This window comes from Parasedimentitalea nitratireducens, assembly GCF_057444295.1.
This window is the reverse complement of record NZ_JBYAXC010000001.1, coordinates 191,867-210,463: the sequence shown is the minus strand read 5'-3', so window position 1 is coordinate 210,463 and position 18,597 is coordinate 191,867. Positions and strand designations below refer to the sequence as shown.

Annotated in this window: 21 protein-coding genes; 12 read left to right on the top strand and 9 right to left on the bottom strand. The window is 55.9% G+C overall.

Going from position 1 to position 18,597, the window contains the following annotated elements; genetic code table 11:
- From AC2T28_RS01030 to AC2T28_RS01000, 7 genes are all read right to left on the bottom strand, one after another.
- Entirely contained in the window at nt 1–2,961 is a 2,961-nt protein-coding gene (locus tag AC2T28_RS01030) for a 2-oxoglutarate dehydrogenase E1 component (RefSeq protein ID WP_486747084.1), read from the bottom strand.
- 1 nt (nt 2,962) lies between these two features.
- Nucleotides 2,963–3,820, bottom strand: coding sequence for a hypothetical protein (locus AC2T28_RS01025; RefSeq protein WP_486747083.1), 858 nt, complete (start codon nt 3,818–3,820; stop codon nt 2,963–2,965).
- Nucleotides 3,821–4,012: 192 nt separating this feature from the next.
- Nucleotides 4,013–4,519, bottom strand: a complete 507-nt coding sequence (locus AC2T28_RS01020; RefSeq protein WP_486747082.1) for a DUF805 domain-containing protein — start codon at nt 4,517–4,519, stop codon at nt 4,013–4,015.
- A gap of 121 nt (nt 4,520–4,640) precedes the next feature.
- Nucleotides 4,641–5,522: a succinate--CoA ligase subunit alpha gene (sucD, locus tag AC2T28_RS01015; RefSeq protein WP_138161422.1), complete on the bottom strand. Its 882-nt coding sequence runs from the start codon at nt 5,520–5,522 to the stop codon at nt 4,641–4,643.
- Between the two features lie 68 nt (nt 5,523–5,590).
- Complete coding sequence (locus AC2T28_RS01010) at nt 5,591–6,007, bottom strand: hypothetical protein (protein WP_486747081.1); 417 nt, start codon at nt 6,005–6,007, stop codon at nt 5,591–5,593.
- Nucleotides 6,008–6,011: 4 nt separating this feature from the next.
- Complete coding sequence (gene sucC, locus AC2T28_RS01005; protein WP_486747080.1) at nt 6,012–7,205, bottom strand: ADP-forming succinate--CoA ligase subunit beta; 1,194 nt, start codon at nt 7,203–7,205, stop codon at nt 6,012–6,014.
- Nucleotides 7,206–7,501: 296 nt separating this feature from the next.
- Entirely contained in the window at nt 7,502–8,104 is a 603-nt protein-coding gene (locus tag AC2T28_RS01000) for a TetR/AcrR family transcriptional regulator (RefSeq protein WP_486747079.1), read from the bottom strand.
- A gap of 86 nt (nt 8,105–8,190) precedes the next feature.
- On the opposite strand from AC2T28_RS01000, the gene AC2T28_RS00995 reads away from it, so the two are divergent.
- On the top strand, nt 8,191–8,586 hold the full coding sequence (locus tag AC2T28_RS00995) for a DUF4345 domain-containing protein (protein ID WP_486747078.1): 396 nt from the start codon (nt 8,191–8,193) through the stop codon (nt 8,584–8,586).
- Between the two features lie 72 nt (nt 8,587–8,658).
- On the opposite strand, the gene mdh is transcribed toward AC2T28_RS00995, so the two are convergent.
- Both mdh and AC2T28_RS00985 read right to left on the bottom strand, forming a co-directional pair.
- Nucleotides 8,659–9,621: a malate dehydrogenase gene (mdh, locus tag AC2T28_RS00990; protein ID WP_486747077.1), complete on the bottom strand. Its 963-nt coding sequence runs from the start codon at nt 9,619–9,621 to the stop codon at nt 8,659–8,661.
- A gap of 490 nt (nt 9,622–10,111) precedes the next feature.
- Complete coding sequence (locus tag AC2T28_RS00985; RefSeq protein WP_486747076.1) at nt 10,112–10,429, bottom strand: hypothetical protein; 318 nt, start codon at nt 10,427–10,429, stop codon at nt 10,112–10,114.
- A gap of 349 nt (nt 10,430–10,778) precedes the next feature.
- Between AC2T28_RS00985 and AC2T28_RS00980 the strand changes: the two genes are divergently transcribed.
- The 11 genes from AC2T28_RS00980 to sdhA all read left to right on the top strand — a co-directional run bounded on the left by AC2T28_RS00980 (nt 10,779) and on the right by sdhA (nt 18,500).
- Nucleotides 10,779–11,633: an HpcH/HpaI aldolase/citrate lyase family protein gene (locus tag AC2T28_RS00980; protein ID WP_486747075.1), complete on the top strand. Its 855-nt coding sequence runs from the start codon at nt 10,779–10,781 to the stop codon at nt 11,631–11,633.
- 34 nt (nt 11,634–11,667) lie between these two features.
- On the top strand, nt 11,668–12,216 hold the full coding sequence (locus AC2T28_RS00975) for an NnrU family protein (RefSeq protein WP_486747074.1): 549 nt from the start codon (nt 11,668–11,670) through the stop codon (nt 12,214–12,216).
- A gap of 6 nt (nt 12,217–12,222) precedes the next feature.
- Nucleotides 12,223–12,426, top strand: coding sequence for a DUF1737 domain-containing protein (locus AC2T28_RS00970; protein WP_486747073.1), 204 nt, complete (start codon nt 12,223–12,225; stop codon nt 12,424–12,426).
- On the top strand, nt 12,426–13,472 hold the full coding sequence (locus AC2T28_RS00965; RefSeq protein WP_486747072.1) for a MaoC family dehydratase: 1,047 nt from the start codon (nt 12,426–12,428) through the stop codon (nt 13,470–13,472). The genes AC2T28_RS00970 and AC2T28_RS00965 overlap by 1 nt, the downstream gene beginning before the upstream one ends.
- A gap of 11 nt (nt 13,473–13,483) precedes the next feature.
- Nucleotides 13,484–14,056 (top strand): histidine phosphatase family protein, encoded by a 573-nt coding sequence (locus AC2T28_RS00960; protein WP_486747071.1) that lies wholly within the window; start codon nt 13,484–13,486, stop codon nt 14,054–14,056.
- A 191-nt stretch (nt 14,057–14,247) separates the two neighbouring features.
- Nucleotides 14,248–14,529, top strand: coding sequence for an NINE protein (locus AC2T28_RS00955; protein WP_486747070.1), 282 nt, complete (start codon nt 14,248–14,250; stop codon nt 14,527–14,529).
- 15 nt (nt 14,530–14,544) lie between these two features.
- Entirely contained in the window at nt 14,545–14,784 is a 240-nt protein-coding gene (locus AC2T28_RS00950; RefSeq protein ID WP_486747069.1) for a TM2 domain-containing protein, read from the top strand.
- 241 nt (nt 14,785–15,025) lie between these two features.
- Entirely contained in the window at nt 15,026–15,697 is a 672-nt protein-coding gene (locus AC2T28_RS00945) for a DUF1194 domain-containing protein (protein WP_486747068.1), read from the top strand.
- Nucleotides 15,698–15,894: 197 nt separating this feature from the next.
- Nucleotides 15,895–16,284, top strand: a complete 390-nt coding sequence (gene sdhC / locus AC2T28_RS00940; protein ID WP_486747067.1) for a succinate dehydrogenase, cytochrome b556 subunit — start codon at nt 15,895–15,897, stop codon at nt 16,282–16,284.
- A gap of 11 nt (nt 16,285–16,295) precedes the next feature.
- Complete coding sequence (gene sdhD, locus AC2T28_RS00935; protein WP_486747066.1) at nt 16,296–16,667, top strand: succinate dehydrogenase, hydrophobic membrane anchor protein; 372 nt, start codon at nt 16,296–16,298, stop codon at nt 16,665–16,667.
- Nucleotides 16,668–16,691: 24 nt separating this feature from the next.
- Nucleotides 16,692–18,500 (top strand): succinate dehydrogenase flavoprotein subunit, encoded by a 1,809-nt coding sequence (sdhA, locus tag AC2T28_RS00930; RefSeq protein WP_486747065.1) that lies wholly within the window; start codon nt 16,692–16,694, stop codon nt 18,498–18,500.
- The last annotated feature ends 97 nt before the right edge of the window (nt 18,501–18,597 follow it).

Below are 18,597 nucleotides of genomic sequence, written 5' to 3'. Positions count from 1 at the left end.
TCAGTTTCCTTCGATGCTCAGCGCTTCGTTCACGAGCGCAGCTTGTTGGGCTTTGTGTTGGCTGGCCAGACCTGTGGCAGGCGAGGCCGATGTGGCACGTCCGGCGTAGACCGGGCGAGAATGGGTGGCGCCGATACGGGTCAGCACCCATTCGATATTGGGTTCAATAAAGGTCCAGGCACCTTGGTTCTTGGGCTCTTCCTGACACCAGACAATTTCTGCCTGCTTGAAGCGTTCCAGTTCCTTGACCATCGAGATGGCCGGGAAGGGGTAATACTGCTCGACGCGCATCAGATAGACATCATCAAGGCCACGCTCGTCGCGTTCGGCCAGCAGGTCATAGTAGACCTTGCCCGAACACAGCACGACGCGCTTCATCTTGTCATCTGCCACCAGCTGAGTGTCAGAGTTACCATGCTGGGCATCATCCCACAGCACCCGGTGGAAGCTGGAGCCGGTGGTGAATTCCTCGGTCTTGCTGATCGCCATCTTGTGGCGCAGCAAGGATTTGGGCGTCATCAGGATCAGCGGCTTGCGGAAACTACGGTGCATCTGACGGCGCAGGATGTGGAAGTAGTTTGCGGGCGTTGTACAGTTCGCCACAATCCAGTTGTCCTGACCACACATCTGCAGGAAGCGTTCCAGACGGGCCGAGGAGTGCTCGGGGCCTTGGCCTTCGTAGCCGTGCGGCAACAGAACAGTCAAACCGGACATCCGCAGCCACTTGCTCTCACCGGATGAGATGAACTGATCGAACATGATCTGCGCACCGTTGGCAAAGTCACCAAACTGACCTTCCCACAGGGTCAGCGCATTGGGTTCCGCCAGCGAGTAGCCGTATTCAAAACCCAGTACCGCGTATTCAGACAGGGCCGAGTCGATCACTTCGTACTGCGACTGTCCTGCGCGGATGTTGTTCAGCGGGTAGTAACGCTCTTCGGTGTCTTGGTTGACCAGGCCCGAGTGACGCTGAGAGAAGGTGCCGCGGGTGGCGTCCTGTCCGGACAGGCGCACTGGATAACCCTCGGTCAGCAGCGAGCCAAAAGCGAGAGCTTCGGCGGTGGCCCAGTCAAAGCCAACACCATCGTCCATCATCTTTCTCTTGGTTTCCAGCAGGCGACCAACGGTCTTGTGCACTGGAATGCCTTCGGGAAGGTGCGACAGCGCTTTGCCCACTTCGGCAAAGGTTTCCGGCGAAACCGAGGTCTTACCACGTTGGTAGTCCTCATCCTTGGTATCAAGGTGCTTCCAGCGACCATCCAGCCAGTCGGCTTTGTTTGGCTTGTAGTCTTTGCCCGCTTCGAACTCGTCATTCAGACGCGCCTGAAAAGCGGCCTTCATGTCTTCGATTTCGCCTTCGGGGATCAGACCATCTTTGACCAGACGTTGGGTGTAGAGCGACAGGGTGGTCTTGTGGGTTTTGATCTTCTTGTACATCACCGGGTTGGTGAACATGGGCTCGTCGCCCTCGTTGTGACCAAAGCGGCGGTAGCAGAAGATATCCAGCACGACGTCTTTGCCGAACTTCTGGCGGAACTCGGTGGCCACCTTGGCGGCGTGCACCACGGCCTCGGGGTCGTCACCGTTGACGTGGAAGATTGGTGCTTCGACCACCAGCGCGTTGTCGGTGGGGTAAGGTGAGGAGCGCGAGAAGTGTGGCGCGGTGGTGAAACCAATCTGGTTGTTGACCACGATATGCATGGTGCCGCCGGTCTTGTGACCCTTGAGGCCTGACAGCGCAAAACATTCAGCCACAACACCCTGACCGGCAAAGGCTGCATCACCGTGCAGCAGGATGGCCATCACTTTGGAGCGTTCAGCGTCTTTCAGCTGATCCTGCTTGGCGCGGACCTTACCGATGACAACCGGGTTCACCGCCTCAAGGTGTGAGGGGTTGGCAGTCAGCGACAGGTGAACCACATTCTGGTCAAACGTCCGGTCGGAACTTGCACCGAGGTGGTATTTCACATCCCCAGATCCATCAACATCTTCGGGCTTAAAGCTGCCGCCCTGGAATTCGTTGAAGATGGCGCGATAAGGCTTCTGCATCACATTGGCCAGAACCGACAGGCGGCCACGGTGCGGCATGCCGATCACGATGTCCTGCACACCCAGCGCACCGCCGCGCTTGATGATCTGCTCCATCGCCGGGATCAGGCTTTCGCCACCGTCCAAACCAAAACGCTTGGTGCCCATGTATTTTACATGCAGGAACTTCTCGAAGCCTTCGGCCTCGACCATCTTGTTGAGGATCGCCTTGCGGCCTTCGCGGGTGAACTGAATTTCCTTGCCCAGGCCCTCGATCCGCTCTTTCAGCCAGGAGGATTCAGCCGGGTTGGAGATGTGCATGTATTGCAGCGCAAAGGTGCCGCAATAGGTGCGTTTGACGATCTCGACAATCTGGCGCATCGAAGCGATCTGCAGGCCCAGCACGTTGTCGATAAAGATCGGGCGATCCATGTCGGCGTCGCTAAAGCCATAGGTGCGCGGGTCTAGTTCCGGGTGCGGCGTGGTCGAACGCATGCCCAGCGGGTCCAGATCGGCAACCAGGTGGCCCCGGATCCGGTAGGCACGGATCAGCATCAGCGCGCGGATGCTGTCTAGCACCGCACGTTTGATCGCATCGTCGGAGACTTCGACGCCCGTTTTGGCGGCTTTGTCAGCGATCTTCTTGCCGGCGGCCTTGGTTTCAACCGGGGCAGCCCATTCGCCAGTTAAGGCACTGGTCATCTCATCATCTGGCTGTTGCGGCCAGTCGGTGCGCGCCCAGGACGGGCCTGCGGCCTCGGCCTTTACGTCGAGATCTTCGTCGCCCATCTGGCGAAAGAACTCGGCCCAGGCGGCATCCACCGCGTTGGGATCATTGGCGTAACGGGCATAGAGCTGCTCCAGATACTCGGCATTGTGCCCCTGCATAAAGGAGGAGGCATGGAAGAGGTCGTTGGGGCTTTGTTCGGTCATGTTAGCCTCTTGGGGTCTTAGGTGAGAGCACGGTGAGAACCCATTTTCCAGTGGGGTTTTCGGTCGTTGGGATGTCGGTGTAGTGGGTCATTTGAACCCTGGCGTTCAGCATTTCGATTACTTGTTCCAGCTCGGTCGCACTGAAATCGAGGGCAGCAGGAATGCTGGATATGGTGTCAATCAGAGCTGAGTGACGTGTGATCCCGCCAAGGGTCTCTACTTTGAAAGACAAGTCTGGCGTATCAATGAGCTTCTGGGCCCAGGAGTTCGGAATATTCGTGAACTGGCAGATGGCATCACCGTGAGATGAGAGCAGAAAACCCATATTGCTGAATTCCGCTGTCATCATACTTGGTTGGTCGAGCCACCAGTAGGACCTTGTACGGCCTTCTTCATCCACAACTGGGAAAGGGTTCAGAAGTGAAGCTGTTGGTCCGGCATCAGCTTCTTTTTGATTTTTCTCACGAACTCTCTTGAGTATCAACGCCCGAAAATCGGGATCGAGCATCCAGTGGTTTAGCTGTTTTTCTTTGTTGATATCAGAAATATCTGGCGACAAGGACAATAGGAATTCTGAACCGAAGCCTGCTTTAACAGATGCAAATGTTTCTTCTTCACCACTGTTAAGTGGCTGGAGTTCTAATCCTGCGACTGCCTGGGCAACGGCACCGTTTTTGCCGGAGTTGAAACTTGTTTCCTCGATACAGGCCATGACGAGTGAAGCGAAGCGGTCTGCGTCAATTGAACCAGCCTGCGATTGCCCAACCATTGCCATGCCTAGCGCAAGAGCTGCAACACAACGCGCACCTAAACGCCGGGCGTTCCGATATACTCTGATCTGTAACTTGCGCTGTTTCATGAGACTACCTGTCCGAAAAATGAGTCATTGTTGCGAAATAGGCTGGTTGCGATATCGGACAGGTTTGCTGCCAGTGGTTTCGATTTGATGAAACGCACAGCAGATCCTGCGGCAAAAAGGGCCGATTGGGCGCTTTTGGCGACAAGATCTTGGGAAATATCAAAAAAATTGGAAGTGAACATGGGCATGGTCTTAGATCGCCTCCGTTTGGTGAGCCGGGGTGAGGGACGCCCCTGACTTGTGAAACCCGAAGGGCAAACAAAATGCCAGCGCCAGCACCGGAGCGTATTTTCCAGCGAAGGTTACGGCCATTTGAATTCCGCCATCCTGACTGGCGATTGCCAGAGCGTCGGCATAGATTTTACCGTCCATCATCGCGGGGAGGATCATTGCGCCCCAGACCCAATAGGGAAGGCCAAGCGCCAGAACCGGCAAAACAACAGCGAAACGCCACCAGCCTGATGTGCGTCTGATCTGCAGAGAAAAGACCACGAACATAGCGCCCCATACAAAGATGGTGGCGTACCAAGGCGACACATGCGGATAGCTAAACGCGTTCATCCAGCGATAACTCGGGATGAGGACCGCCCAGATCGCAGCAACAACGACAAGCGTCGCCCAGAATTCTGTACGGCTGGCCTGGCCGGAAAAGGTGAATACCGACCGCAGGTAAGCTGATATGTCTTTTGTGGAGACCATTAGTTGTCTCCTAACCACACGGCAGTGCCGGGCAGAATGCAACCGTCCCGAAGGTGGGTGCTGCTGCACCCACCCCGGTCGGGCGCTGCCCTCAGAGCATATGCTCGGGCAGAAGACACGATTAACCGATCGCCTTCAGAACAGCTTCGCCCAGACCGGCGGGGCTGTCGGCTACGACGATGCCAGCGGATTTCATCGCTTCGATCTTGTCCTCGGCACCACCTTTGCCACCGGCAACAATCGCACCGGCGTGGCCCATGCGGCGGCCTGGAGGGGCTGTACGGCCGGCGATGAAACCAGCAGTTGGCTTCCAGCGGCCTTTTTTCTTCTGCTCGGCCAGGAATTCAGCAGCTTCTTCTTCTGCGGAACCACCGATTTCACCGATCATGATGATCGACTGAGTTTCGTCGTCGTCCAGGAACATGTCCAGCACGTCGATGTGCTCGGTGCCCTTGATCGGGTCGCCGCCGATGCCCACAGCGGTGGACTGGCCCAGACCGATGTCAGAGGTCTGCTTGACCGCCTCATATGTCAGGGTGCCGGAGCGCGACACAACACCAACCGAACCACGTTTGTGGATGTGGCCGGGCATGATGCCAATTTTGCAGGCGTCAGGCGTGATTACGCCGGGGCAGTTAGGGCCAACCAGACGGGATTTGGAGCCGTCCAGCGCGCGCTGAACGCGCATCATGTCGAGCACCGGAATGCCTTCGGTGATGCAGATGATCAGCTCCATCTCGGCGTCGATTGCCTCGAGGATCGAATCCGCGGCGAAGGGAGGAGGCACGTAGATCACGGAAGCATTGGCTTCGGTGACGTGCTTGGCTTCGTGGACCGAGTTGAAGACGGGCAGGTTCAGGTGGGATTGGCCACCTTTGCCGGGTGTTACGCCGCCAACCATCTTGGTGCCATACGCGATGGCCTGTTCAGAGTGGAAGGTGCCCTGCGAGCCGGTCAGGCCCTGACAGATGACTTTGGTGTTTTCGTCGATGAGGATTGCCATGTGGCGATCTCCTTATAAATCGCTGTGCTTTGTCGGCTCTAAGCTTGAGACAAGCGCATTGAGTTGTCTTATTTGGTTAAGCCGAGAAGAAAAGTTCCCTTGTCAGTTCCGTTGGCATAGCCGCTTGCGTACAACAACGTTCCGTATGGGTAGCCTTCGAAAATGTAGGCGCCGGCTTGGCTAGAAGTATGTGCCGCACCATAACGTGCTCTGAGGCCCTGAAACGTATCTTCTTCTGTTTGCTCACGAGCGCGTACAACGCACCTAGTTTTTCCGTTGGACAAAACGCTGTTTTCGAAAATGAATGCCGAAGTCGAAGGAGCACTTTGTCCGTCGACGCAAACACTTTTGAATGCACGCAGGGTACTGTCTAGCGAGGAAGCAGGCATGGAGCGGATCATATCCGCTTCACTGGGTTCACTTTCGCAAGCTGCAGTGAGTGCAGCAAGCGACAGGGCGCCTAGAGTGGAGAGAATTTTCTTCACCGAGTTACCCCTTAACCGCTTTCACGATCTTCTCGGCACCATCCGACAGATTGTCGGCGGCGATCACGTCGAGACCCGAGTTGTTGATGATCTCTTTGCCGGCTTCGACATTGGTGCCCTCAAGACGGACAACCAGCGGAACCTGCAGGCCGACCTCTTTGACCGCGGCAACAACGCCCTCGGCGATGACGTCACAGCGCATGATGCCGCCGAAGATGTTGACCAAGATGCCTTTGACCTTGGCGTCCGAAGTGATGATCTTGAATGCTTCGGTAACTTTCTCTTTGGTGGCGCCGCCGCCAACGTCGAGGAAGTTTGCAGGTTCGGCACCATACAGCTTGATGATGTCCATGGTGGCCATCGCCAGACCAGCACCGTTCACCATGCAGCCGATTTCGCCGTCTAGGGTGATGTAGTTCAGGTCGTACTTAGACGCTTCCAGCTCGTTGGCGTCTTCTTCGCTCTCGTCGCGCAGCTCAGCAATGTCAGCGTGGCGGTACAGGGCGTTGCCGTCGAACGACACCTTGGCATCCAGCACTTTCAGATCACCAGAGTCGGTGACGATCAGTGGGTTGATCTCCAGCATCTCCATGTCTTTTTCAAGGAAGGCTGTGTAGAGCTGACCCATCAGCTTGACGCACTGTTTGACCTGAACACCTTTCAGACCCAGCGAGAATGCGATGCGGCGGCCGTGGAAGGCCTGGTAGCCAGTGGCTGGATCAACAGAGAAAGACAGGATCTTTTCAGGGGTTGCTTCGGCAACCTCTTCGATGTCCATGCCACCTTCGGTGGAGCAGACAAAGGAAACCTGCGATGTCTGGCGATCAACCAGCAACGCCAGGTACAGTTCGGTTTCAATGCCCGAGCCATCTTCGATGTAGATGCGGTTGACTTGCTTGCCAGCAGGACCGGTCTGGTGTGTGACCAGGGTGCGGCCCAGCATCTTTTTGGCTTCGTCTGCGGCTTCTTCAACCGATTTGGCCAGGCGGACACCGCCCTTTTCACCAGCGTCGGCTTCTTTGAAAGTCCCCTTACCGCGACCACCAGCGTGGATCTGCGCCTTGACCACCCAAAGAGGGCCGTCCATTTCGCCTGCGGCGGTTTTTGCGTCTTCTGCCTTGAGCACAACGCGACCGTCGGAAACCGGTGCGCCGTAGCTGCGAAGGAGGGCCTTGGCCTGGTATTCGTGGATGTTCATCTGAAACTGTCCCGTCTGACTGCGATTGTTGTGTTTATAGGCTGTGATAACACCAGTGGTTAAAGGGTTATTTTACAGGAAGCAAAGAAATCGCGGTGTTTTTGCTATTTTGTGATCACACTTTTCTGGGGTGTGATCACATATTTCCAAAACCTTTCCAAAAGTGATTCGCGCGTAACGTTTGCAGCTGAAATATGGGTCGGCGAGTCTGGTTTGAATTGCTTAATAAGTGCAGGTTACCGTTTTGGTTGAGTGAAGTTCATGAGGAAGGTCCAATTTTTGGCGACTTGCCAAAGTTAAGGCGTTTCACATGTGGCTACGTAGAACAAGTTTTTGGTGACAAGTGTCAGCATGGTCAAATACTTCTCCTGACTCCAGCCACAGGCGCGGGTGCTCTGTTCCCAGTTCCCTATGGAGAGCAGTGTCCACAGCATGTCGGTGGCGTCTTCGGAGTTGAAGTTGGGAGACAGGGAGCCGTCTGCTTCAAGTGCGTCGATCGCCGCTGCGCAGCCTTCACGCATATCTTGCATACGGCTTTCCCAAGCAGCGGCAGCAGCTTTGTCTGTATTGCTGAGGGATATTAAGACCGAGGCGATCTGGTAGATTTCCGGAATGTACCTGCCCCAGGCGGTCACAAAAGCCTGCAGCCGATCAAGGCCGGTCGGTGCTGTGCGACTGGCCGCTAGACGGGCATTGGTATCCAGCTTTTCATCCAGAAAATGGGTGGCAGCGATCAGCAGGTCTGCCCGGTTTTTGAAATGGAGATAAACCGCTTGGCGCGAGACGCCTGCCTGGGTGGCAACATCTGACATGCGGGTTTTGGTGGGTGGATCAGCAAACAAGAGATCAAGCATCGCCTGCAGAATTTTGGTTCGGGTGTTGGGGAGTGCGGTTGACATGGTGTCAAGTTGACCATATCTCGGGATTTGTCAACTTTACACAATGTAAAGTTCGGCGATGATTTGGACACAAGGAAAATGACACAATGAATAATACTATGGGTGAAAAGAGCGTTTTGGTTGTCGCTGGTGGTATTGCCATTGGCATCGGTCTGCTGGTGGGGCTTTCACCGGTGGCCTTTTACGCGTCGTCTGAAATTGTTCTAGGAAACAACGCCAGCCTGTTAAGCGAAGTCAGGGCACCAGCGACGGCGTTGACGGTTTTTGGACTGATGATGTTGGTGGCAGTCGTGATGCCAAAGGTGCGAACCGCCGCGCTTGCAATGGCTGCGATGCTTTATCTGTCATATGGGGGAGGGCGGTTGATCAGCTTGGCCATGGATGGGTTGCCGCATACCAACCTGTTGGTCGCGATGGCATTGGAAGTCGGGGTCGGCCTGTTGTGTGCGTTTACTTTTTGGCGCCGAATTGGCCCAGCTTGAACTGGCGGACAGGCATCTGTCATAAAAAAGGCCCGCAAATGCGGGCCCTTTTAGTTAGCTGTCGATAGTTGCTTAGGTCAACGAGCTGTCGATGTCTTTGCAAGCGGCAACCAGGCCTTTGACGGCGTTGACTGAACTGTCGAACATGGCCTGCTCGTCAGCGGTCATCTTGATGTCGACAACACGCTCAACACCACCGGCGCCGATGACGGTTGGAACACCAACATACATGCCGTTCAGACCCAGAGCGCCATCAACGTAGGCTGCACATGGCAGAACGCGTTTTTGGTCTTTCAGGTAGGCTTCGGCCATTTCGATGGCGGAGGTCGCTGGAGCGTAGAACGCGGAACCGGTTTTCAGGTGCGCAACGATTTCGGCACCGCCGTCACGGGTACGCTGAACGATGGCGTCCATGCTTTCCTGTGTGGTCCAGCCCATGTCGATCAGGTCTGGCAGAGGGATACCGGCTACGGTCGAGTAGCGTGTCAGTGGAACCATGGTGTCGCCGTGGCCGCCCAGAACAAACGCGGTGACGTCTTTCATCGAGACCTTGAATTCTTCGGCCAGGAAGTGACGGAAGCGAGCCGAGTCCAGAACGCCAGCCATGCCGCAAACTTTGGCGTGGGGCAGGCCCGAGAACTCGCGCAGAGCCCAAACCATCGCGTCGAGCGGATTGGTGATGCAGATGACAAAGGCGTCAGGTGCGTGGGCAGCGATGCCTTCGCCAACGGACTTCATCACTTTGAGGTTGATGCCCAGCAGGTCATCGCGGCTCATGCCTGGCTTGCGTGGTACGCCAGCAGTAACGATGCAAACGTCGGCACCAGCGATATCGGCGTAGGACTGGGTGCCCTTCATATCGGCGTCAAAGCCTTCGGACGGACCGGATTGCGCGATGTCGAGCGCTTTGCCTTCGGGGGTGCCTTCGGCAATGTCAAAAAGAACGACGTCGCCGAGTTCTTTCATTGCGGCGAGATGGGCTAGGGTGCCACCGATCTGACCTGCGCCGATAAGGGCGATTTTGGGTCGTGCCATGGGAATATATCTCCGGTCCGGTTGAAATTTGCCGGATGCCTACGGTGTTACGCCTTGTGGTGCAAGAGTTCTGCAGTGCAGCAGGGCGTGATATATTTTTGTTTGAAGGTGGAGTGTGTGACGAGATCGGTGTTTGTTTTTAACTAGTTAAGTGGCCTGCGTGTGTAGAAGTTGAAGTTGTAATCTTTTTGACAAAGTAGGGAGCGGCGAGCACGTTGGGGCAGGCCTCGCAATCCAAACGGCAAACAAAACACGTCGATTCTCTTTGTAGTTTTGTCGTTTTGAAGATGGGTATTGCTGATCGTCATGCGAAGAGACAGATCAGCAGATCGATCTGAAAACAGATCCGAAACGCGGTCAAACCCAACTTGAAATAGCGAGTTTATGGCTGCTTTCAGGAAATGGCCAAGAGTGGCTGGGCGATCACTACAGGATCCTTCTACCAGCCACACTTTTACTTATGACACTCCCATAGGAGTGGCTGTGCTACTTAAGCGTCGTTGCCCTGTGCAGGCAGCGCTTCGGCCAGCTCTTCCCAGGATTGGCCAGATGCCACAAGGCAAGTCAGACCGTTCGGGGTTGTCACTGTGATTGTCCAAGTGCCGGTATCGGAGGAGGCGAAGGTTTCGATGACCATGCCCTGCTCGCCGAGGCCAATGCTCTGGCGGCTTTCCCCATATGTGCTGGCCAGCCGTTCAACGACAGCATCGCGTGGGGCGCAATTTCGGTTCTGCTGAGCGGTTGCCTGTGTTGCGACCAATGCAGTGAGCCCAAGGCTCATGGTGAGTTTGATCATCGTCTTCATCATGGGTTTTACCCTTTTTTTCCGGTGCGGCCTGTAACTACGTGAACATTATCACGCACTACCCTCGATAGTTCCGTAGCGAGCCGGTTTCTGACGTGTGTCGAACCTTTGATCCATTCTAAACCACGTTCTACGCCGTTCTGGCTGGAAGGAAGTGGATCCGACATGGAAAGATTGCCAAATAGGTGCTGATAAAAGGTTAACTGGGCGTTCTGGGTCATATTTTTAAGGTGTTAGCCGCTGATAACCTTGAGGAATTACAAGTTCTGTGCTGCGATGCAGCAAGTTTTTTCTTGTAATTTTGTGACCGAATCGTTACCGATTTCGCAACTTTGCAACTTGGAGGGAAGTTATGAACACGCGTTTGCGCCCCTTGAGATCGGTTCTTTACATTCCCGGATCCAAGTCCCGGGCATTGGAAAAGGCCAAGACGCTGCCAGTGGATGCAGTGATTTTTGACCTCGAAGATGCGGTTTCGGTGGCTGAAAAGGTTGCTGCACGGGACATGCTTGCTGGGGCACTGCAAGCCGGCGGTTACGGAGCGCGGATGCGCATCGTGCGCATCAATGGGCTGGATACCGAGTGGGGGCTGGACGATGCCAAGGCCGCAGCACAGATGGATTGTGATGCGGTGCTTTTGCCCAAGGTTTCCTCGGCTCAAGATTTGGATGCACTTGCCGAGATCACCGGTGACCTGCCGCTCTGGGCGATGATGGAAACGCCGCGTGGGATGTTGAACGCCGCTGCCATTGCGGCGCATTCCAAACTGCAGGGCATGGTGATGGGTACCAACGATCTGGCCAAGGAATTGCAGTGCCGATACCGCGCGGATCGTCTACCGCTGATGTCTGGGCTGGGCCTGTGCTTGCTGGCGGCCAAGGCTGAGGGCTTGGTGATCGTCGATGGTGTTTACAACGCGTTCAAGGATGCCGAAGGACTGGCCGAGGAATGCGCGCAGGGGCGTGACATGGGCTTTGATGGCAAGACCCTGATCCACCCGGCGCAGGTTGATGTGACCAATGCGGCCTTTGCCCCGTCTGAGGACGAGGTCGACCTGGCCCGCCGCCAAATCGCCGCCTTTGACGAGGCTGAGGCAGCTGGGCAGGGAGTGGCTGTGGTGGATGGCAAAATTGTCGAAAACCTGCATGTCGCCACGGCGCGGGAAATTATTGCAAAAGCGGATGCAATCGCTGTGGTTTCCACCTAGGTGTTAACTCGGTTAACATAATGGGGAAACTGAAATGACACTATTGGTCATAGGCATCCTGCTTTGGGCAGGGGCGCATCTGTTCAAACGGGTTATGCCCGAGGCGCGCGCCGCGCTGGGAAGTAAAGGGCAGGGGCTGGTCGCCTTGGCTCTGGTTGCAAGTATCGTGTTGATGGTTCTGGGCTATCGCGGGGCAGATTTTGTCAACGTGTGGTTCCCGCCAAGCTATATGGTGCACATCAATAATCTGCTGGTGCTGATTGGTATATGGGCGATGAGCCCGGCGGGCACCAAGGGTATGTTGCTGTCGCGTGTGCGTCACCCCATGCTAATGGGCTTTCGCCTGTGGGCGCTAGCCCACTTGCTGGTCAACGGAGATCAGGCGTCGGTCGTGCTGTTTGGCGGCTTGCTGATCTGGGGTGTGGTCGAGGTTGTGGTGATCAACCGGGCCGAGCCAGACTGGACCCCACGCAAAGACGGCTCGCTGGCCAAGGACGGTATGTTCTTTGTCGCTTCAATCGTGTTGCTGGCTGTGATCGGCTATGTGCACGGGCTCATCGGGCCTTCGCCCTTTCCAGGATAAGAGACTATGAAACTTTACAGATTTCTGAGTGAAGACGACACTTCGGCGTTCTGCCACAAGGTAACGGATGCAATGAACAAGGGCTGGGAGCTCTATGGCAGCCCCACCCAGACCTTTGATCCGGTGAAAGGCATCATGCGTTGTGGTCAGTCGGTCGTGAAGGAAGTTGAGGGGACCTATACCCCCGACACTAAACTGGGAGCGTACTAATGACCAAGACCAGTCCGGCAAAGACAAATTCAGGCCGATTTTTTGAGGATTACGCGGTGGGTGATGTGTTGCATCACGCGGTGCCGCGCACTGTGTCAGGCGGAGAGCGGGCGATGTATCACGCGCTTTATCCTGCCCGGCACGCGCTTTATTCCTCGGATGAATTTGCCCGCCGGTCTGGTCTGCCCAAATCGCCGCTGGATGATCTGGCGGCCTTTCATATTGTCTTTGGTAAGACGGTGCCTGATGTGTCACTGAATGCAGTGGCCAATCTGGGTTACGGTGAGGGCCGGTGGCTGTTGCCGGTTTACGAGGGCGACACGCTGCGCTCGGTTTCCGAGGTGATCGGGGTCAAGCAGAACTCGAACGGGAAATCCGGTGTGGTTTACGTGCGGACGCGCGGGCTGAACCAGCGGGATGAGACCGTGATGGAATATGTGCGCTGGGTGATGGTGCGTAAGGGCGATTTGGATGCCCCGGCGCCGGAAACGGTGATCCCCGAGCTGAACAAGGTGATCCCGGTAAGTGATCTGGTGATCCCCGAGGGGCTGGATTTCACCAATTATGATTTTGCGTTGTCCGGCGAGCCGCACCGCTTGGGCGACTATGAGATTGGCGAGACCATCGACCATGTGGATGGTGTGACGGTGGAAGAGGCCGAGCATATGCTGGCCACGCGCCTGTGGCAGAACACCGCTAAGGTGCATTTTGATGCGACTGCACGGCCTGATGGCACCCGGCTGATTTACGGCGGGCATGTGATTTCGATGGCGCGGGCGCTGTCGTTCAACGGGCTGGCCAATGCGCAGATGATTGTGGGGCTGAATGGCGGCGCGCATGCCAATCCCTGCCTGTCGGGCACCACCATCCGGGCCTGGTCCGAGGTGCTGGACAAGGCCGAGACATCAGCCCCCGGTGTGGGCGCGATCCGGTTGCGGTTGGTGACGACCTCTGGTGGAGAGGCGTTCCGGCTGAAGGGCGAGGATGGCAAGTACTTGCCTGAAGTTCTGCTGGATCTGGATTACTGGGCGTTAATGCCGATCTGATTGGAGACACAATGGCGCGCGCGATCTATCTGACCCATCCCGAAGTGGTGATAGATCCTGCGATTGCAGTGACGGATTGGCGGTTAAACGAAGTCGGCGCGCAGCGTGTACAGGCCCTTGTACAGCGGCTTGATCTGCATGGTTGCCTGATTGTTTCAAGCGCGGAACGCAAAGCGCTGGAGACGGCCTGGCCGCTGGCGGCGGCAGCGGGGACCTCGGTTGTTGTGCGCCCGCAAATGCATGAAAATGATCGCTCGGCCACAGGGTACTTGCCTGGTCCTGAGTTTGAGGCCACGGCAGATGACTTTTTTGCCGAGCCTGAGGTTTCAATCCGAGGATGGGAACGTGCAGTTGATGCGCAGGCGCGCATCGTGGCCGAAGTCCGGTCAGTTTTGGAACAGAGTTCGGGCTGTGATGTCGTATTCTGCGGCCACGGTGCGGTAGGCGCATTGTTATATTGTGCACTGTCGGGGCAATTGATCAGCCGCAAATGGGATCAGACCCGGGGCGGCAGCTGGTTTGCATTTGATACCATAACCCAGAAGCCCGAGGCGCATTGGCGGCCCATGGAAGAACTTGTTTGATTGCACCGATCAATACTCTGGTCACAAGCTCTAAAGAGAATTTCTGGCTGCGCAGCAGCCACCATTTCTCGTCTGATGGCCCATCTAGGCGTAATGCTCCGCGTTCCTGTTCATGAGTGCGGGCAAGGAATACCTGTACTTGATTTATTTGACCGATCCGGTAAACCGTTGAAAACGACGGGAGTTATAGTGTGAAGTCCGAACAAAAATCTCCGTACAGTTATGGGGTGGCCGTGATCCTATGTGGCCTATTTGGCGTTTTGGGAATCCATCACTTTTACCTGCGAAATTTCACCCACGGCGTGTTTGACCTGGGTCTGTTTGTTCTTTCTATAGTGCTTCTTTTTAACCAACAGGTACTGCTGGCCCTCTTCGCAATTTCTATCGACGCTCTCCATTCCCTCGTGGTGTTCTATTTGCTGATCGCCGAGCAGGCTAAGGATGGGGCGGGTCGGGTCGTGAAACTTAAATAAATAGGAAAAATTACTATGTCTGATATGAATCAATCTGCCGTTACCGGTGAAAGCGAGAAGGGCTTTGTACCTGCAGTTTTGCTGTGCTTCTTCCTTGGTTCTCTTGGTGTGCACCGCTTTTATCTGGGTAAGATCGGTACCGGTATTCTGATGTTGGTGACACTAGGCGGGCTGGGCATCTGGACCATCATCGACTTTGTGCGTCTGATCATCGGCTCGCTGAAAGGTAAAGACGAGCTGCCGCTGCGCCGCTAGGAAGCGCGTTTCTAATCCAGAATTCGGTGCTGGATCGGCACGCTCATTCTGAGGTTTATGTTTGAAAAAAAATCGAGGCAGCCAGACGGTGCAAAACTGTCTGGCTGTTTTTTGTTTAGGCAAGGTCAAGGGGGGAACAGGTTGTTTGCGCAGCCTCACTTGATTGTGTTGACCTACCAAAAGCGCTTGGGTTGGCGCAAATGTGATGACCCCAAAGCGCAACCTGTTCTAAGCTGCTCGCATGCGGTTGTTGTTGAAGCTCTTTTCATATTTGTTCTTGCTTGTCCCAACAGGTGGTTTGGCCTGCGATCTGGCGTTGGTTTTGGCGGTGGATATCTCGGGGTCGGTGGACGCCAAGGAATACCGTATTCAGATGGATGGGCTGGCTGAGGGGCTGCGCGATGGGGTTGTGTCCGAGGCTTTGGTCGTGGCGCAGGCGCAGGTTCTGTTGATGCAGTGGTCCGGCTCAACCCGGCAGGAGGTGAGCATCCCCTGGTTCGAGATTTCGGATTTTGCGGCGGTTGAGGCGCTGGCAGCGCGGATCGAACAGGTTGAACGCCCGTGGCGGAACTACTCGACCGCGATAGGAGAGGCGCTTGATCTGTCGCTGACGCAGTTTGATGCGGTGCCCGATTGTGCGCGGCGGGTGATTGATGTGTCGGGCGATGGAACATCGAACGAGGGGCGTTTGCCCAGGGATCTGCATCCGGCGCTGCAAGCGGCTGGGGTAACGGTCAATGCGCTGGCGATTGAGCAGAGCGATGCCGATCTGACCAGCTACTATTTTGAACATGTGATCCTGGGTGAGGGGGCCTTTGTGGCTACGGCGACGACCTTTGCAGACTACCCTGCCCGGATCCGTATGAAGCTGCTGCGAGAAGTGGCGCGTCAGACCGCTGCATTGGATCAATAGACCCGATGTCGGGAATCATCCCGATTCTGACGATTTTCCTCAATTTACAGTTTCGTGATCACACGCCTTCTGCTTGTGATCACATCTGTGTTTTTTTAGCGCCAACATGGAAAATAGCGGGGTTATTTACCATTCGTTTGGGTGACAGCGCGTAAAAATTCGCTAAAACACCCTCAGCCAACCGGAGAGGAGCCAACATGGCCGATGACAATCGGGGAAATCGCCCGCTTTCACCCTTTATGATCGGGCCGTACTATCGTCCGCAGATGACCTCTATCTCGTCGATCATGGTTCGTATCACTGCAATTGCATCGCTAGGGCTGGCCCTGCTGGTGGTCTGGTGGTTGCTGGCTGCTGCGACATCAGCTGAGTCCTTTACCACTATTGATGGTTTGCTGCGCAGCTGGTTTGGCGATCTGGTTATGCTCGGAGCGGCCTGGGCACTTTGGTATCACATGCTGGGCCGCCTGCGTCATGTGATCTGGGACTTCGGCTATTTGGTGCGGGTCGATGTGTCCAATAAGATGGGTGCTGGCATGTTTATTGGGGCAACTGTCCTGACAGCAATCACCGCCATCGTGGCGTAAGGAGCAATTTCATGCGATTTTTGACTGACCGCAAACGAGCTCAGGGATTGGGCGCCAGCCGCTCTGGGACACACCATCATTGGCAGATGATGGTCAGTTCGATCCTTCTGGTACCGCTGGTGCCGCTGTTCATCTTCACGTTCGCCTGTGCGCTGGGTGGCACTCATGAAGAAGTGACGGCCTATTTCAGTCGCCCCTTCCCGGCTATTGTCATGGCGTTGAGTCTGATTGTGATCACACTGCATCTGATGCATGAGGCTAACGCCGCGATCGAAGACTATATGCATGGCGCGGCACAAAAACTGGCTCTCGTTTTTGCAAAGGCCTTTTCCTACACCCTGATTGTGGCGGGTCTGTTCGCCCTTATTAAACTCGCCCTTTAGAACAGGCGCGATAAGGATAAAACAATGACAGCAGCATATGAATACGAGACCCACGAATACGACGTAGTAGTTGTGGGTGCTGGCGGCGCAGGTTTGCGCGCGACACTGGGTATGGCTGAACAAGGCCTGCGCACCGCCTGTGTGACCAAGGTTTTCCCAACCCGCTCGCACACCGTTGCGGCACAGGGGGGCATTGCGGCCTCGCTGTCGAACATGGGGCCGGATAACTGGCAGTGGCACATGTATGACACCGTCAAGGGGTCAGACTGGTTGGGTGACACCGACGCGATGGAATACCTCGCGCGTGAGGCTCCCAAGGCGGTTTACGAGCTGGAGCACTATGGTGTGCCTTTCTCGCGCACCGAAGAAGGCAAGATTTATCAGCGTCCGTTTGGTGGCCACACGACTGAGTTTGGTGAAGGCCCCCCGGTACAGCGGACCTGTGCGGCTGCGGACCGGACCGGTCACGCGATCCTGCACACGTTGTATGGCCAATCGCTGAAGAACAACGCTGAATTCTATGTTGAATACTTTGCCATCGACCTGATCATGTCCGAAGACGGTCAGTGTCAGGGTGTTGTCTGCTGGAAGCTGGACGACGGCACAATGCATGTGTTCAACGCCAAGATGGTTGTACTGGCGACCGGTGGTTACGGTCGCGCTTACTTCTCGGCAACATCTGCCCACACCTGCACCGGTGACGGTGGCGGCATGGTGGCCCGTGCGGGTCTGGCGCTGCAGGATATGGAATTTGTTCAGTTCCACCCAACCGGCATCTACGGCTCAGGTTGTCTGATTACCGAGGGTGCGCGCGGCGAAGGTGGCTACCTCACCAACTCCGAAGGCGAACGGTTCATGGAGCGTTATGCGCCCCAGTATAAAGACCTTGCCCCACGCGATTACGTATCGCGCTCGATGACTATGGAAATTCGCGAAGGTCGCGGTGTGGGTGCCGAGGGTGATCACATTCACCTGAACCTGTCGCACCTGCCGCCCGAAGCCTTGGCCGAGCGTCTGCCGGGTATTTCCGAGTCGGCCAAGATTTTTGCCGGTGTTGACGTCACCAAAGAGCCAATTCCGGTTATCCCAACCGTTCACTACAACATGGGCGGTGTGCCAACCAACTATTGGGGTGAAGTGCTGAACCCAACTGCCGAAGATGGCAACACGGTTGTACCTGGCCTGATGGCCGTTGGTGAAGCTGGCTGTGCCTCGGTTCACGGTGCTAACCGTCTGGGCTCGAACTCGCTGATCGATCTGGTTGTGTTTGGCCGTGCCTCGGCCATTCGTGCTGGTAAGGTTGTCGATGCAGAAGCTCCGAACCCTGTGTTGAACCAGGCCTCGGTTGACGCTGCGTTTGAACGCTTTGATGGCTTGCGCCATGCATCGGGCAATGTTGCTACGGCTGAGCTGCGCCTTGAGATGCAGAAAACCATGCAGGCTGATGCTGCTGTATTCCGGACTGGCAAGACCATGGCCGAAGGCGTCGAGAAGATGACCGCAATTGCGGCCAAGCTGGATGATCTGAAGGTCACCGACCGCTCGCTGGTGTGGAACTCGGATCTGATGGAAACATTGGAGCTGACCAACCTGATGCCAAACGCATTGGCCACCATCCACGGTGCCGAAGCCCGTAAGGAAAGCCGCGGCGCACACGCGCACGAGGACTTTGCCACCCGTGATGACGAAAACTGGCGGGTTCACACCATCAGTCGTGTCGACGGCACCAAAGTAGAGCTGACCCCGCGACCGGTTGTTGTTGATCCGCTGACAACAGAAGACCAGGGTGGCATCAGCCTGAAGAAAATCGCGCCCAAAGCGCGGACATTCTAAGGACGCCGCCCGGATGGTTGCGATGGAAAATACAGTGTTTCGCCTGGGTCGCCTTGTGACCCGGTTGGACGTGCTGTGTGCGTACACCGCTGCCATC